This is a genomic window from Fibrobacter sp. UWB2, assembly GCF_002210425.1.
GTDB classification, from domain to species: Bacteria; Fibrobacterota; Fibrobacteria; order Fibrobacterales; family Fibrobacteraceae; genus Fibrobacter; species Fibrobacter elongatus.
Genome location: NZ_MWQK01000011.1, coordinates 1 through 15,843, shown reverse-complemented (window position 1 = coordinate 15,843; position 15,843 = coordinate 1). Strand labels below are relative to the sequence as shown.

At 39.6% G+C, this 15,843-nt stretch carries 15 protein-coding genes; 1 reads left to right on the top strand and 14 read right to left on the bottom strand.

The genetic code is table 11. The annotated features are described in order from the left end of the window. Nucleotides 1-263: 263 nt before the first annotated feature. The 13 genes from B7982_RS14675 to B7982_RS14615 form a co-directional block, all read right to left on the bottom strand. A complete protein-coding gene (locus B7982_RS14675; protein ID WP_144065979.1) occupies nt 264-842 on the bottom strand; it encodes a hypothetical protein in 579 nt (192 codons plus the stop codon). Between the two features lie 94 nt (nt 843-936). After that, entirely contained in the window at nt 937-1,650 is a 714-nt protein-coding gene (locus B7982_RS14670) for an LlaJI family restriction endonuclease (RefSeq protein WP_088661410.1), read from the bottom strand. Then, entirely contained in the window at nt 1,651-2,139 is a 489-nt protein-coding gene (locus tag B7982_RS14665) for an ATP-binding protein (protein WP_088661409.1), read from the bottom strand. 311 nt (nt 2,140-2,450) lie between these two features. Beyond that, nucleotides 2,451-4,169 (bottom strand): LlaJI family restriction endonuclease, encoded by a 1,719-nt coding sequence (locus B7982_RS14660; protein ID WP_088661408.1) that lies wholly within the window; start codon nt 4,167-4,169, stop codon nt 2,451-2,453. Further along, entirely contained in the window at nt 4,166-5,995 is a 1,830-nt protein-coding gene (locus B7982_RS14655; RefSeq protein ID WP_088661407.1) for an AAA family ATPase, read from the bottom strand. Before B7982_RS14655 ends, B7982_RS14660 begins: the two co-directional genes overlap by 4 nt. Before the next feature lie 192 nt (nt 5,996-6,187). After that, nucleotides 6,188-7,666, bottom strand: coding sequence for an LlaJI family restriction endonuclease (locus B7982_RS14650; protein WP_088661406.1), 1,479 nt, complete (start codon nt 7,664-7,666; stop codon nt 6,188-6,190). Then, complete coding sequence (locus B7982_RS14645; RefSeq protein WP_088661405.1) at nt 7,663-9,336, bottom strand: AAA family ATPase; 1,674 nt, start codon at nt 9,334-9,336, stop codon at nt 7,663-7,665. Before B7982_RS14645 ends, B7982_RS14650 begins: the two co-directional genes overlap by 4 nt. Next, nucleotides 9,333-10,517 carry a DNA cytosine methyltransferase gene (locus tag B7982_RS14640; RefSeq protein ID WP_088661404.1) on the bottom strand — a complete coding sequence of 395 codons (1,185 nt, stop codon included), beginning with the start codon at nt 10,515-10,517 and terminating at the stop codon, nt 9,333-9,335. The genes B7982_RS14645 and B7982_RS14640 overlap by 4 nt, the downstream gene beginning before the upstream one ends. Further along, nucleotides 10,518-11,720, bottom strand: coding sequence for a DNA cytosine methyltransferase (locus B7982_RS14635; protein ID WP_088661403.1), 1,203 nt, complete (start codon nt 11,718-11,720; stop codon nt 10,518-10,520). Nucleotides 11,721-11,722: 2 nt separating this feature from the next. Beyond that, on the bottom strand, nt 11,723-12,640 hold the full coding sequence (locus B7982_RS14630) for a restriction endonuclease (RefSeq protein WP_088661402.1): 918 nt from the start codon (nt 12,638-12,640) through the stop codon (nt 11,723-11,725). Beyond that, nucleotides 12,641-13,018: a hypothetical protein gene (locus tag B7982_RS14625; RefSeq protein WP_088661401.1), complete on the bottom strand. Its 378-nt coding sequence runs from the start codon at nt 13,016-13,018 to the stop codon at nt 12,641-12,643. Beyond that, nucleotides 12,993-14,441, bottom strand: coding sequence for a hypothetical protein (locus B7982_RS14620; protein ID WP_088661400.1), 1,449 nt, complete (start codon nt 14,439-14,441; stop codon nt 12,993-12,995). The genes B7982_RS14625 and B7982_RS14620 overlap by 26 nt, the downstream gene beginning before the upstream one ends. Nucleotides 14,442-14,553: 112 nt before the next feature. Then, a complete protein-coding gene (locus tag B7982_RS14615) occupies nt 14,554-14,844 on the bottom strand; it encodes a hypothetical protein (protein WP_088661399.1) in 291 nt (96 codons plus the stop codon). Nucleotides 14,845-14,992: 148 nt separating this feature from the next. Here B7982_RS14615 and B7982_RS15040 point away from each other — a divergent pair, with 148 nt between their 5' ends. Continuing rightward, entirely contained in the window at nt 14,993-15,262 is a 270-nt protein-coding gene (locus tag B7982_RS15040; protein WP_198953285.1) for a hypothetical protein, read from the top strand. A gap of 109 nt (nt 15,263-15,371) precedes the next feature. Here the strand turns inward: B7982_RS15040 and B7982_RS15115 are convergent. After that, the coding region (locus B7982_RS15115; RefSeq protein WP_233138601.1) for a hypothetical protein at nt 15,372-15,843 on the bottom strand (472 nt) is incomplete at its 5' end.

The window sequence follows — 15,843 nt, the reverse complement described above, 5'->3', positions numbered from 1 at the left end:
AAAAGACGCGATTCTCCATTTGACAGAGAATCACGTGCTGCATTAATGTACCTAATATCGAAAATGTTGGCTAGGGGTGCAAGAAAATTTTACAAGGCGTTCCCCAGCTCGGTAGGCCCCTGTCCCCCTGGACTGTCATTCTGGAGCTTAGCGATAGAATCACGATGGGGCCTACCCTTCGCCGGGTCGGGCTATACTCGCTTCGCTCACGGCGCCACAGCGCCGCCCTTCGGGTCACTATCCCTAACGCAAAATCGAAAAAATCAGCCTTCTTTGCAGGGCAAGAAGTAATATTCGTCCTTGTCAGAAAATTTGGGGTTGCCGGCTGAAAATCCATTTTGCAAGAACACATTGCCTACAACAGGTTTATTCATGATGTATTTAGGAAGCCTATGGACTTCACCTATTTTGGCTTTTTCAAAACTTTCTCTCTTGACAAAGAAACCATTTAGCGACTTATCAAAGATAACTGATTTTTCCTCAAATTCAGCTTCTTCCAAATCACTCAAGTCGTTCTCCCAAATTTCTTTGGGAGTTACGCGGGCTATCATTTCGCAATCGCCCTCTATCCTCTTCCACATTTCTTTTACATCGTCGTCATCAATGGAAGTTTTTTCCAAAGCCAATATAAGGCATTTTAAATCTGCGGGCTTGAAAATTTTTCCAGCAAGCATGCGGAAATGAGCATTGACAAATTCGGTCTCCGAATTTTTGGACCATACTGCGTAAAATACGTATTTTTCATCCAGCAGCTCCAAAAAATCTTCGCGGAATCTCTTTCGGGTCTTCTTCTTGAAATCGTCGCGCAGGGACGAATGCTTGGAGGTGTAGGTCTTTAGCACATACAAGAAGTTTATGTTGTACACCTTCAGCAGGAGCGTGTCGCGGTCAAAGAGGCGATTGCGGAAATGACGGTTGCGCTTATCCCACATGTTTTCATCGTCGGGCTTGATTGGCTCCGTATTCTCGCCTTTCTTCGAAAAATACGGATCGCCGTACTGATCGTCGTCTTTGTACTCCGGGACAAATCCGATCGAAAACCTTCTTCTCGTTCACCAGCTCCATGTAGATTGGCGAATCGCCCTGAATAAAGGGCGTCTTTTTCGCGATGGTCCTCTGCCAGTTAATCCGATTGTTTCCGCTATGCTTGTTCTTGGCGACAAAGACGAACAGGTTCTGGTTTTTCTTGTAGAACAGTTCCATGCTGCTCATGACATCGAGCAGAGTCGCATAGCGGGCATCGCCCCTGAACTTGGAATGTTCCATGTGGTCCGGGGAACGGACGCCAATCACATCGCTGTCGGCGCGGTACTTGTCGATAGCGGAATAGAGCCAAGTCGAAAGCGACGAGAGAAACTTGCGCTGAACATTCTTTATAGGAGACTCGCCCTTTCCGAAAATATCCTTGCCGTCAGCGGCAATCGGCACGCCGAAAGCCCTTGTATTGTTGCTGTAGAGAAAGACCTTGGGCAGCACGAATACAGGATTCCCGTTGAAAAAGCAATAACCGACGCCATTTATTTTGGCACCCGTGTCGGCCGCCTTGGTATTAAAACCGCTCTCGCTCTGGAAATCGCTATTGCCCCTATAACCGATAACCTCCTTGAAGTAATCGGTACTGTAGGCAAATTCTTCGAACAGAAAAATCATTTATTTCTCAACAATTTCCCAATGGCCGTTTTTGCGCGCGCCGACTCTACGGATGAGGCCGAGTTCCTGAAGTTTTTTCACGTTCTCACGTATGGTTTCTCGAGTTTTCTGCATCTTATCGGCTAACTCGTCATAAGTGTAAGAATTATTCTCTTGCAACAAATTCAGCAACATCTTTTGCGTACTATTTATAGGCAGGTTTATAGTTCGGTTCGCCCCACCTATATTCCATTTACTAGCAAGTTCCTTATACGGATCGCTTGCACGGCATTCAACCGTAAGCCCGCCAAATTCGGCCTTTGGCTTAGGGAGCTTGGAATCAGTTTCTTCGCAAGCCAATTCAATGTTGTAATAGCCGCGCCCCCAGCTTTCCACATAACCGCTCTTAAAAAACACATTGGCGATATTGGGGTTACGCGGTTTAGAAACATGCTTTTTGAAAAGGTCCTTCACCTTCACTTCTTCCGGCATGTTGCCCGGGTTCCACATCCAAATCGGTCAGAATAAATCTTGATTTGGATAGGATTCAACAGGAAATACAATTAATGTGCTCTCCTTAACTTATGTAAATCTTAATACCTGGATAAGGGACAAAAAAAATACGCCAGTTTTCAATGAAAAAGTCGACAAAACGTTGCAGCAAGATATAATAACACAAGAGGTGGTGTGTCAGAAATGCATAGAGGCACTGATGATTGACAAATAACAAATCTCAACGTAGAAATCAAGCATCATCAGCCAAAACAACCTTTCTTTAAAAACAACATTAAAGGCGAACCTAGTCACTCAAGACTAACAACCTATTTCAAAAATAAATTCTCAAGTTTATCGCCTAGTTTGCATGGGCGTATGTCAAACTGTTCCTTCAATAATTCACACACGATATTATTGTCTTTTTTAAATTTTTCTGATTTATTCAAAGCCAAATAGTAATATTCTTTATTTTTGTACGGTGAAAAAACCTTGCCCAATACTGAACCGAAATTTTTACGCAAGAAAGGAATTGCTTTCGCATCTGAATGTGCCTTCATAATATAAAAATGAAATTTTTCTTCCAACATTTCCCTGATTTCTTTACGGAACATTTCGCGAACTTTCTTTTTCCACTTATCTTTTTGCGAAAGATTGTTCTGGGCATAAAGAGATATAACGAACAAAAAATTTACATTGTAGTGAGCAATCAACAAAGTGTCTCTGTCAAACAATCTATTTTCAAATTGAAAGCTGAAAAAAGGTTTTTTTGTTTTTAATTTGATATTATCGTTTCGATTAAACTCTTCTTGCGTGGCGCTTATAAAAAAATTGGGAATTACATTATACCCTTCTGTATCGTCATCTCTTAACTTGACATGACCTTTTTTCTCATTGGCCTGCCCATTAAAAAATAAGTCTATATTCCATTGGATTACGTTGCGAGCATACGTAAATTGTTTATAAACTGAATTTTTCGTAAGGAGCGTTTTTTGCTTGTAATATTTAGAGTCGCCTATATAATAGATTAAATTCTCATTAGCATCACCTCTTATCAAATCATTATATCTATACATATGGTCGACTCGCTTGCCATCATCTTGTTCAACCAGACCCTTGGGGAAATTTTCATGGGGGTCTCCGACAAGATCATCAATTATTGCTTCAAAAACAGTTTCGAAGTTAGCGGCTAATAAATATTCTTGTTCGTTGACATCCATGCTTATTTTCTTACTTTTTTCGAAGAATGCATAGCAAAGATCCCACAAAAACAGGGACACATCGCTGAAATATTTATATCTGATTTGACGTAGACGAGCGATTCCCATTCCGTTCAAATACTGATCAAATGAAGGTCCTTTGATTAAGTCGAAACCTAAAGCTATCTGAATGGGAAATCCGTATTCCTCACGTATGTAATTTAAAATGGAATAATAAATCATCAGAAGTTCTTCGTCCGGATTATTCACCCTCCTCTTATTAACAAACTGATAATAAAAGGGGGTTCCGTCTTGAACAATTACCCTATTTCGACTAATTGTCTTGTTCCAATTAATTTTATTGTAACCAGAACGGATTTCTTTTAAGATTGAAAAAATTAGCTGTTGATTCTCACGATTAAATTTTTGTAAAGCAAGTAAAATGTCCAGGAAAGTATTATATCGGCGCAAGGGGCTTGGGTTCATCTGCGGGGCATCTTGTTTGCGAATAATCGTGTTTGTGGGATTATGTTCGTTAAAAACGACAATAGCACGATATATCCAAACAGCAAGCTCGTAAATAAACGCCCGTTCTGACTCACTAAATTTCGAATTAGAGTCATCAAAATCTATGATTTCTTCGGGGTTAAGTCTCCCAAAAACCTTTTCCTCCTTATTCAGCAAAACCCTTGGTAAAATGAAAACGCAATCTTTTAAAGATGGATTATAAAAATAACCCACATAATTAACATTAACTTTCCCTTTTACGTCACGTAAATTAGAGATCCCTTTAAGAATGTTCTTAACGGAATTTCCATTATAACTGTACGCTTCAATCAAAATCTTCATTTATTTTTTTTGATGTTCTTTGTAGACAATTTTATTTTTATTTTAAATTTCTCTTGAACTTTTTGAATAAAAAGCTCGAGATCATCGTTTTCTAAAACGCGCTTTATATATATGAGGTCTCCATGGCCATCTTCTAGACTATCAGCTTCGTCTATTTCTTCCGTCGTAACAAGATTGAGTCCCATTTCACTATTCCATTTTTTGACAATATCCTCGGCACTTTCAGTATTATTCTTGTCAATATATTTTTCTAGAGTCTTATGAATGAGTTCATTAGCCGAAATTTCTTCATTGTCATTGTCAATCGTATAAGATTTCACGGACTGTATTGCTTGAACTAATCCCATTTTTTTCAAAAATTCTTCAACCTTACTTGCGTTAATAGAGCCATCTTCTTTATAAAAACTTTGGAATGATATAGGTTCTTCTTTGGTATCATTCTCGTCTGTAAAGAAGTCTTCTATGCCATAAATTCTCATAATCTCGTTATAGAGATAGAACAAGACCTTTCCAACAAAAGCTTCTTGTTTAATTTCACCCTTTTGCGCTTTGCAGAAATAAAAACCTATTTTTTTATCTTCGCTTCTCGTGAGGTCCCCGATTCTACGGTTAATCTCCTTCAGAAAACGCCACCATTCACATTTTTGAAGATTATTTTCTTCTCCAAAAGAAATATACCATTTCTTATTTACGTCTTCTTTTATAGGGAAATACTTCCATTCCCAGCGTCGTTTAAACGCAGAATCCATCGGAAACAGGGATTGATCACTTGTGTTCATTGTCGCCCATATATATAAATTTGGCGGTAATAACAGAACGCGACCTTCCTGCACATCGTGAGAAAGATCTGAACCAGGAATACTGCTTATATAGCCGTCTACAACAGTATTTATCTTCAAAACTGAACTCAACTTATAGTCGTTTTTGAAAGATCTTTCGATTTCTTTCCGAATATCATCATCCGCTTCGATTGGATATGTGGAAAACCCGTTTTCAGAACGGTCTAACAGTTGAAATATATCTCCAAATACTTGAGCACAATTACCACGGTTTATTTCTTCTATAACAAGATATTGTTTTGGAAGCGCCCCATTTCCACCCTCCATTTCGGAATATTTTTTCCATGCTCCCAAATACGCTTTTAAAAACGCTTGTTTAACAAAGCTATAGGCAATCACTTCCTTAACGTTTTTACTATTACCTACTGCTTCCTCAGGTCTCATCGTAGGTTTATACGACCCAACAAAAGTAGAATAATCACTATCCGGATGAAGAGTTGTGCGTACGACGCTTCCGTCAAGAGTATTTTTCTTCATTTCAAACGATTTGCCTGTACCCGGGGCTCCATAAAAAACCAGATTGTAAGAATCGTTATTCTTCTCAGTTTTTTTCGATTCTTTGTCAAATACAAACATTGAATCAGATCGATAATAAGAAAACCCAATCTTTTTCTCACCGACCTCGTAAAAAACGAGATAATCGTTCGAGTTGTTTCGCTCACATAAACCTAAATCTTTTAGTAAAAAATCTTTCAGGGAACCTTCATAATAGCCGTCTTCAAAAGATTTTGGCGGATAAATCTTATAGTCCTTGCGCTGGTTGCTTCTCTTAAGTTGAACTTGAATACGTGTGTCGTTTTTATCGCTTTTATAATCATCTTTCGCCTTATAAATAAACTCGTAATCGTCCGAGTTTTTATTGGCGGGTATGCCAAAAAATTTCATTGCCGACGCACCAGAAAATTCTATTTGCTTACCGGAGTCTGTGCTTAAGTCGTTTTTTCTAAATTTTAAAATCAACATTTTTTCTGGCATGTAGATATCCATAAAGACCTCTTTTTTTGGTTTAATATATTTTTTTTGATGAAAAAGTTTACTTCACTATTTATTTCCGCAGTTTCAACAGCAAAAGTGTTTACACAAGCACCCGGCCTGATTGCCTAAATAGGCATATGCAGCATATTTTTTTTAGATAATAACATATATAATGAACAAAATCCTATATAAGCGACTTCTTTATTAATCCATATATTGTAGCGTATCTGGATATTCCAAGATGTCTTTATAAACATCTACCAGATGAATTCTTTTCATCGCCTCAACTAATTCATTCTTTTGATTAGAACCGTTGAGATAGCTGTTCCATACGAAAGAAGGATTTAAAAACACAAGATATATGGGTACAAGTTGTTCCACGCCCCATTTTAGCATTGTCACAAAGCCGCGTATAAGAATTTCTTTTTCTGGAGAGGTTCCTGCATCGGCAAATGGAAATAAGAACGCATTAAAAGCGCATTCACAATGTTGGTTACAAAGGTAATCATGGAATGATTCATGGTAAGCAAATTGCTTTACAACATCTTGTACACCAGGGTTTCCCGAAATATCCCCTTCCGTTTTAACCAGATAATATTTCCCATCTAGTATGCAAAATACTTCTCTGTCATTGATTTCACATTTAGCTATGATATCTGGAATTAAAGTTTTTGTTTCGTAATGCCCGCCATTTAGATACCATTGGGGCTTCTTTATTTCCGATTCAACTTGATCATGTATATTTCCAAATATCTGTCCGCAGGCTTTTTCCCAAACCAGGTTCATGCAATTTGTCCCATAGAGGCTATAAGAGTTCTCTTGCGAACTTGTTCCGGATGTGGCGACAAATGTGTAAAGCGTTTTTAAAAGATTCTGCTTTCTTGTGATGAATTGGTTTGCGATTTCTCGTTCCAGACGGTAGAGGATGTAATCCGTATCGCCAAAGTCCTTCAAATCTGATTCACTTAGAAGGACCTCAGGCATGTCAAAGAAATCCAATATCGTCAATTCCTTAAGATATTTAGAGCATTGAGTAACGATGCTTTCATGCAGGCATTTGAAATAATCTAAATCGTCATTTTGCGAAGATCGTGTTTTCACTTCCAAATAATAAGGGCGATTGTCTTTTATATAGGCAAAGGTTTCGTTAATTGTTCGGTCCCAGTCGATTTCGCCATCGCCATTGGTTTCTATGATTTCTTGAATGTTTGTATAGACATCGTTCTCGAAGTAATCCTGCAAAATGTGCAACGATAAAGCCAATTTGTTATACTCGCCTTTATCGTCCCTATTATGCAAATGAACCAATTCGCCTTTAGAATCGTATTTGCGAATAGCCTTAATTGCCAACTTTAATTCTTCGAGAATCTTTTCTTTGTCGGAATATGTAGTGTATTTTGGGTAGCAGAAGACCACTTTGTCTTTTACGGCGACAATGCCAACAAAATCAAACTTGTAGCATGCTCCCGACACCTCTTCTGCAGAATCCGCTATGACAAGGTCATCATTGGTCAAGTCCGCGAAATCAAGACTGTCTTTCTTGGCTATTTTTACAATCCCGTATTTGCGGAGTGTATTTATGTAGGCTTTTACATTTTCAGAGGTACATCCCAGACGCTCCCTAATCTCATTTAGGGAGTATCGTTTCAATTCTTGAAATAAGGATGGCTCTACTTTTGTCATTTCTTGAAGTTAAAAATGCCTTGGCCGATTTCGTCAAACTTTTTGCATATATCCGAGAAACGCAACCTGCCAACAGCATTTTCATCAAAAAGGTCACCAGGACGCATTTTTACGGCATCTTCCAAAAGATACATCAGCACCTTGCTCTTGAAGGATTTGACAAATTCGTCGGCATTGTCTTCTTTTTCGCCTTTAACCAACTTCAACTTTTCTTCTGAAATAAAATAGGGACCAAGCAACTTGTCTTCGTTGATTTTCATTTCTGTCAACTTGTCATTGATAGAATGACGAAGATCGTTCCACTTTACCCATTCATGAGAGCCATCTTCTTTCTTTTGAAGTGGAACATCATAATCCTTAATTCCATCTTCATTTTCATCTATTCCGATGTATTCAAATTCCCAACGACGCTTGAAGGCCGTATCCATCGGGAATACGCCCTGATCGGCACTGTTCATTGTCGCCCAGATGTACATGTTGTTTGGGATTCTCAATTCTTCACAATCATCAATTCCGTTATCTTTTAAATATTTCTTGATATCTTCACTAGCAGCAATGGGATATTCACTAACGCCATTTTTTCGGTCAAGAAGCTGGAATACATCGCCAAAAACAGCGGCTACATTAGCTCGATTAATCTCTTCTATTAGAAGCAAATAATTATGATTTTCATCCTTTTTTGCCGAAACATACATCCGCATAAAGGGACCAGGAACATATTTATATGTAATTTCCTCGTCTTTCACATGATTCCTATAAAGAGACACATAGGGCCTTATGAAGCGTCCGTGATTTCTTTCAACACTGTTGTCTCCGACGGCTGGCGTCCCATCTGTTTTTCTTGTCTTGAAATCATCATTTGAATAAAGACCGATCAATAAAGGTAATCTAGTCAACCCAGTATCATTTTTGAACTGTTCATACAATAAATCATATTTTTCTTGGCCACTTTTAGATTCATCATTCAAAATTTCTAAAACATGTTTTTTTTCTGCATCAAGATCAAATGACAAATCGGTAGATTTTACCATTGGCTTATAGGAACCAACAAATTGAGCAAAACTATAATTAGGATGAAACGTAACTCTTTCGAAGCCTGCAAAGTCACTGTTTTTTCGATCATCTTCCAATGTGTGGCTCTTTCCCGTACCGGGAGCGCCAAAAACAATACGTTGTAAAGTAAGATTAGACAATTGGGCTTTTGCATCTAGACCTTTATCAACAGATTTGTCTAATTCTTCTCTTTGGACGTCAACAACCCTTCCGCTTAAATTATTTTTAGAAATAAATTTTCCTAAATCAGAGCTATTTGGAATATATGAAAGAAAATATTCCTTACTAGAAATTTTTGCCAAAATAAAGAAATCATCTTTGTTTGCGACTAACGACAGTCCTAGTTCATGAATAAAAAAATCCTTTATAAAAAGTGATCCATCCAAATTTTGATAGACTTTATAGTCCCCTCGTGCTGGGCTCAGCTTTAAGTATCCCTTTATACTTTTTTTATCAAGCGAGGGTTTAAAATTATAATCATTGTAAATAAAGGTGATGTATTCCTCTGTTTTATCAAACTCAAAGAACTCTTGAACGTTCTTTGAACTGAATTCAACTTGCTTCCCATAACTTGGGTCTAAGTCGTTAGTCCGAAATTTTACGATAAGGATTTTCATTTAGTCCTCCGTTTCTTCAAGAATTCCATTATGCTTTCGCCCATCACTTTTCCTAAAAGCGGGGGAACAGCGTTTCCTACTTGGACATAGGTCTCTTGTTGATTTCCAACAAAAACAAAGTCATCTGGGAAAGACTGTAGTCGTGCGGCTTCACGAACAGAAAGAGTTCTATTTTCAGTCGGGTGGATGTACATGTATCCATCCATTCCAATGTGTGCAATAACAGTCCAAGAAGGTTGATCCATTATCAGACGTTTCAGTCTGTCATGGAAAATGTCTTCTCTAAATGGCAGAATCCTTCGGATTTCAGGGGGCAAATCCATATATTTTCCACCTTGTGGCATATGCGGAAAAACTTGCTTTGCCCTGTCATTAGACATTCTACAAATGTTGTTAGACACAAATCTCGAACTATGATTCGAGCGCATTATTTTTTGATAGTCATTCAAACGAGTATATTTGGAATACTCTACTTCTGAAACACGCCAATTATCCGTAATTCTGGGCAAATCACTGATTGCGTCGCCGACAGTTACAAAATGCTTCAACCCCTTCTTATCTTCCTGATCATAGTAATGAGTTGGCTTTGGATAGGAGAATTTTTGTTTTGATTTCTTTTGGGCAACCAAAAGCATTCTTTTTCTTGTCTGCGGGACCCCATAATATACGCTATTCAAAACTTGAACAGGTTTGATTACCTCATACAGCCCTTCTCCATCATTTTCCTCTTTTCCAATACTTTCAATAATTTTGACAGCGGTATTAAAAATCTTGCCATTATATTTTGTTATAAAATTCGGGACGTTTTCAATAACAAATATTTCAGGACGAAAATACTCAACGTACTTTAGGTATTCTAGAAACAACTGATTTCTAGGGTCTTTTTCTGTCGGCAAACCAGTAACAGATCGAATTTTTGCATCTCCGATTGTCGAAAAAGTCGGACAAGGAGGTCCACCGATAATGACATCAACCTTTTTCTTGCCAATAATCTTCGCAAACTTTTCAGGAGGAATTTCTCTTATGTCTCCGCAAATAGATTTTGAATTTTTATGATTCAACGCATGAGTTTTTACAATGGTTTCTATATTATCTATTCCACCAATGCACTTAAAACCAGCCAATTCAAGCCCCGTTGAAAAGCCGCCTGCACCACAAAACAAATCAATAAATTCGTACACTTAATTAACCTTTTTTAAAAATTTCTTGATAGCCTTTGCTAAAGCCTGAGCCATTAATGGCGGCACGGCATTTCCAACTTGACGGTATTGTTCCGTTTTAGAACCTTCAAAGAAAAAATCGTCTGGAAAAGATTGAACGCGGGCCGCTTCACGAACAGTAAAAGTTCGTTCCTGTTTTGGATCGGGATGGATGAAGAGATTCCCGTCCTTGTAAAGGTGTGCGCATATCGTTTTTCCCGGTTTACCCCACTCTTGAACGGTGTATCTGTTTCCAAAATGCTTCGGATCGTGATTTATTAGATCAGGGCGAACCTTCTGCAGGTCTTTCAGTTGCCAATTTTGATGCTCGCTCAAAATGCGATAGCGTTCTCGATCTTTCTCATTTTGAGTTCTTGCCGTGTGGTTATAAACAGCCTTAAAATTATCGGGTCTGATTTTAGAAAGGAAATCATTGTGAACGTGCGTTTCGTAATTTTCCCAAACTTCTTTGCCTTCAGAAGGAAGAACAAATGGCAAATCTGAAATAGCATCTTTGATTGTCACATATGGTGGCAACTTTGAATTTTTATCATTGCTATTCGTCTTTGCAACACTCTTGTATATCTCTTCGGGTTCAACATCAATATCGTTTCTGACGCCAATGAGAATAACCCTTTCTCGAATTTGAGGAACCCCATAATCCGCAGCATTCAAAAGTATTATTTTAGAATTGTCGCAAACCTTATAAGTCTTTCGCATTTTTGAAATTATTTCGTCAAAAATCCTTTTTCCTTTCGGTTTTGCAGTAAGGATTCCACGAACATTTTCAAAGACAAAAAACTTTGGCTTAAAATGATTTAACACCAGCAAATAGTTTTCAAACAAGTAATTTCGCGGATCATCCTTCATTGAATTTGGATCTTGTGCCCGCCCCTGCGTCGAAAACGCTTGACAAGGAGGGCCTCCAACTAAAATGTCCACATCTTTATCTATCCTAGACGATATTTTTTCAACTATATCAGAACTAGTGATATCATCACAAAGCACAGCATTGTTTATTTCTGATGCTTTGTATCCATAATGCTTCATCCTTGTCCGTAATGTTTTGCAAGCAGCCGGATCCCATTCCAAATGTAGAAGCGCTTTAAAATCTTCTCGATAGAAGCCTTCTGATAATCCTCCACATCCTGCAAATAAGTCAATAAATGTAAACTTTTTAGACATCTCTACTCTTCAAAATAGTCCGAGTCAATTCGCTTGACATCGTAGGTTTTCTTGGTGCTTACGCCGACATTGAACTCAATCATGAACCGCGTGAGTTCCTGGCCGTTGATAAGCACAATTTTCTTGCTCAGTTTTTCGACATAGTTGCGGGCTTCTTTGCTGTAATCGCTTGTGGTGATAAAGACGCCCTTTGTCGCCTTTTGCTCATCCAACGCGCCCGCGAACTGTTGAATTTGCGGTTTACCGACGGTGATGTCCGCCTTGTAGCGTTTCGCCTGGATGTATATTTTGTCCAGGCCCAACTTGTCCTCGTAAATGATGCCGTCTATTCCGTCATCATGAACATAGGGCGTCACCTTTGTGGAATCATCGAACGATCCACCATAACCCATCTTTTTCAACAAGTCGACAACGAGAGTCTCAAAGAATCTCGGAGTCTGTTCCATTACCTTCTGCAGCAAATCCTCCGCCAAGTCGCGATTAATGTTGTCGAAGGCCTGTTCTAGCAATTCGGTCGGCGTCATGTCCTGGGACTCGTTTTCGACCGGAACAGGACTCGGACTGACGGGTTCTCCCATAGTGGAGCCGGTAGCATATTTCGAAAATTCCGGATATGCCATCAAGTCTTTTTTAGAAAGTGTCTTGTGCTTTTGCAGATATTCCTTGCCGCGTTCGGTAATGTGATATACGCCCTTTTGCGGAAGGTCCACAAAAAGTGCCCGACGCAAATACTGACGAACCCAATTTATCCTGTCGTTCACCTGAGTGTTGGTTCCGCTCTTTGTCTTGAGAACGCAATCAGCCTCCGTCAAGCCAAAGTGAGCAACCAGCGCATCGCGCATCTCTTTAGAAGACAAATCGCGGTCCTTGATTTGAACCAGGAACGGATAGAGGAATTCTTCAAACTTAGGTACGGACATTTACACCTCTACATACGCAAAAGATTGCGGAGCAGATTGAACGTTGTAATCGGCTAGGGATTTTTCCTTGCGGTATTTCTTTGTAGAAGCGACCTTAATCGCATACGCATTGTCGCGACCTTTGAAATACTCGTCGTAAAATTCCTGCGAAATACCTGAGTACAGTTTTGTCTGTATCCAGATATTGTTGGGCGTGTCACTCAAGATGGTCTCAATTTCGAATTCGCCAATAACCTTCTGTTCCGGAGAAGACGAATACACGATAACCTTCTTTACAGAAGTGTCCTTAAAAACCTGCTTGCGGAACTCGAACTTTTTCGAGCCTTCAAAAATCTTGTGGGCGAATTCTGGCTTAATCGACAATAAAACGGCCTTCACTCGCAGTCTCCTTTAAGATGGATTCAAACAGGTCTTTTGATATTTTGTAAAACCCTCTCGGGGCATCATTGACACCCTTGAAGATTCCCATATCAATAAGCCGTTCCATGTTGATTCTCTTCGGGAATGAATATACATAAAGAAAATTAACAACAAAAGGCTTTTGTGGCTTGTAGTCCCACATTTTTTCGAGTTCTTTTTCGGGGAAAACGCTACCTCTCAGACAATACTTGATGAATTCTTCCTTGTTTGCAAAGGACTCCCTTGTATCAGAAACCACGCCGATTGTCGTTACAACGCCCTTGTAGAGTCCGCCAGTCCTATAGAAAACAAGGATGTCGCCTTTGCGGGGGTGCGGTTCCCATGCTCGTGAAACATAGACTTTAGAAATGCCATTGCGATGCGGCGAATCTTCCACAAAGTCTTCAGGGGACTCGGTATTCAGGATGGAATCAGGAAGAAGCTCGGTGTGGTACTCCGGGTATATTGGCACGATATAGGTGTCCCGGTTCCTGGAAATGAACGGGTAGGTCTTGTTCACGTTCTCGCCATCACATTCTGGAACGAAATTACGGACATATATGTTTTCTTCGCCCTTCTTCCCCCAATATACGAAGCCCCATTTTTCCATCAGGGCGATTAAGCGTTTTTGTTCGTCGCTCCTATCAAAAATAGTTACATAAATTTCATCGACTTTATGTTTCAAGGCATTGTCGAAAATGATTTTGAGGAACCTTTCTCCGAGCCTAAAGCCATTACGGATAACCTTAAAAGTCCCCACCTTCAACCTTTTCTTTTGAGGAAAGGCTGGCTGAATGTCGGCGTAGTTCTCTTCAGGACCTTCAATTTTCAGATAAAGAAACGACAACAGTTTTCCGTTCTTAGAATTAAAGGTTATGTAAGCTATTTCGTTGCGTTTTCTTTGAAACCATTCCGCAAAACCCATATAGTCATTCTTTAAGGAAAGAAAAAACGGATCGTCAAGGTCAATCTTGCCGAAAGGAATTTTCTGGACATTAAGGACCTTGTAATCCACCATTTCCGGATTGTCGGCAAAGATTTTTTCAAGGAATTGGTCGATGTCGAGCACCTTGTCTGCAAGATTGAGCGACTTGGCTACGGCATGGATTTTTTCATCTTCGGAAATGAGCAAATCGGCGCAATTCGATGCAATCGCATTCAAAAGATACGCACCATCTGCATTCTGCGCGGCTGGTTCTTCTTGAATTATTTTGAATTCAGACAGGTTCAGCGACAGAAATGCAGTTGGTTCCGTTTTCTGCAATTCTTCGACCGTCCTGGCATGAATGACCTTTTGACTTTTCGAACGATCGAGCCACTTAAAGAGGATTTTGACGTCTTGGTCGGCTTTATTTCCAAGAATCTTGTTGAGAATAATACTTGTATCAAGCAAAACATTCATTATAAACCTCCATGTTGAAAAATGAATGTACAGGCATTTTTGTTTGCTGAATAAAATCTATAATTTTATGGTGACATATAATGACATTTTAGGATATTTGCAAAAATTTCAATTACCACTTTTCTAAAAGCTCTTTAGCCATCTCTTTGATTTGAATTCCGCTCAAATCAATTCGATTTTTATTCAGATTAGTTATATCCATTTCGAGAACTCGTTCAAGATAGTACTTGTGCATATTTTGAGTTCTTCCAAAGACACTTATACGATTTGTGTAAGTGGATGGTTTTCGCCAATTTAAGTGCGTTGACTTTATTTTCTTATAGTAGCAGTAGGATACAAACCAACTTGCTCCCATTGTTGTGAGTTCTTCTCCACCTTGGAAAGTGAATGTGTGTCTAGCCATAAAAAATCCTTTTAAAGATGTCTATTTATATAACAATTAATACGCATTAATTTTACCAAACTTTGAGTAAAAAATCATTAACAGCAAAAATGTTTTGGGGTTTTAGGGGCGGAGCCCTTAGGAGAGAGGGTGTCCGGAAGACCCGGCTATGGATTGCTTCGCTACGCTCGCAATGACGTATGCCGGGGCTGCAGGCAGGGGGAGGCTTCCCCCATCAAGTGAAAAGGCGGCGTCATTCTTCCATCAGTACCGCGATGTCGTCCTTGTCGAAGTCGGTGCCGAAGGCTTGCCGGTAGCTCAATTCCAGCGCCTCTCCGGGGGTGCAGTTTTCCCTGAACAGGACCATTCCGCTGTCCAGGCATTCCATGTCAAGCTCGCCGTCGGTGTCGATGCATTCCGGCCGGAACGTGGACCATAGGCAATAGTCGGTGAATCCTTCCCGAATGTCTTCTTGCTGCAAATTGTCTCCCGTGCCCGCCTGAATTTTCAGGAAGACTTGCTTGCTCTTAATCCATGAAAGTGATGCGTTAAACATGTTCATTAATCCTGTAGACGAATTTAGATTCTGTGTATTTGAAACGCAATGGTTGTGAGTTTCGTGGCGAATTACGATAAGGTTGTGTATTTGGTGTTTGGTGCATCTTGACAGAGAACTTTTGATAACTTATATTATTGGTGTGCAAATGTACAGAACTGCTTCTGTGCGTTTTGTCTGAGATTACGAAAATCCCCGTGACAGTCGGCATAGGCCTTATGGCCCGTACGTGCATCCGCGATGGGGCGCATCCACCTTCTTGTGGGTGTTGTTGGATAGCTGGCAGGAACACGACCTGCTCGAGTGTGTGGCTAATGCCGTGCCAAGTAACGCCGGGGAAAACCCCCGCCAACAACATCGCAAGATTATCCCATAAATAAACATGAAAAATGTTTTTTGAAGTCGCAAATGGAGATGCGGACAATAATTTAGACAGGTTGTTTGTCCAAATATAGTTTCCGGTA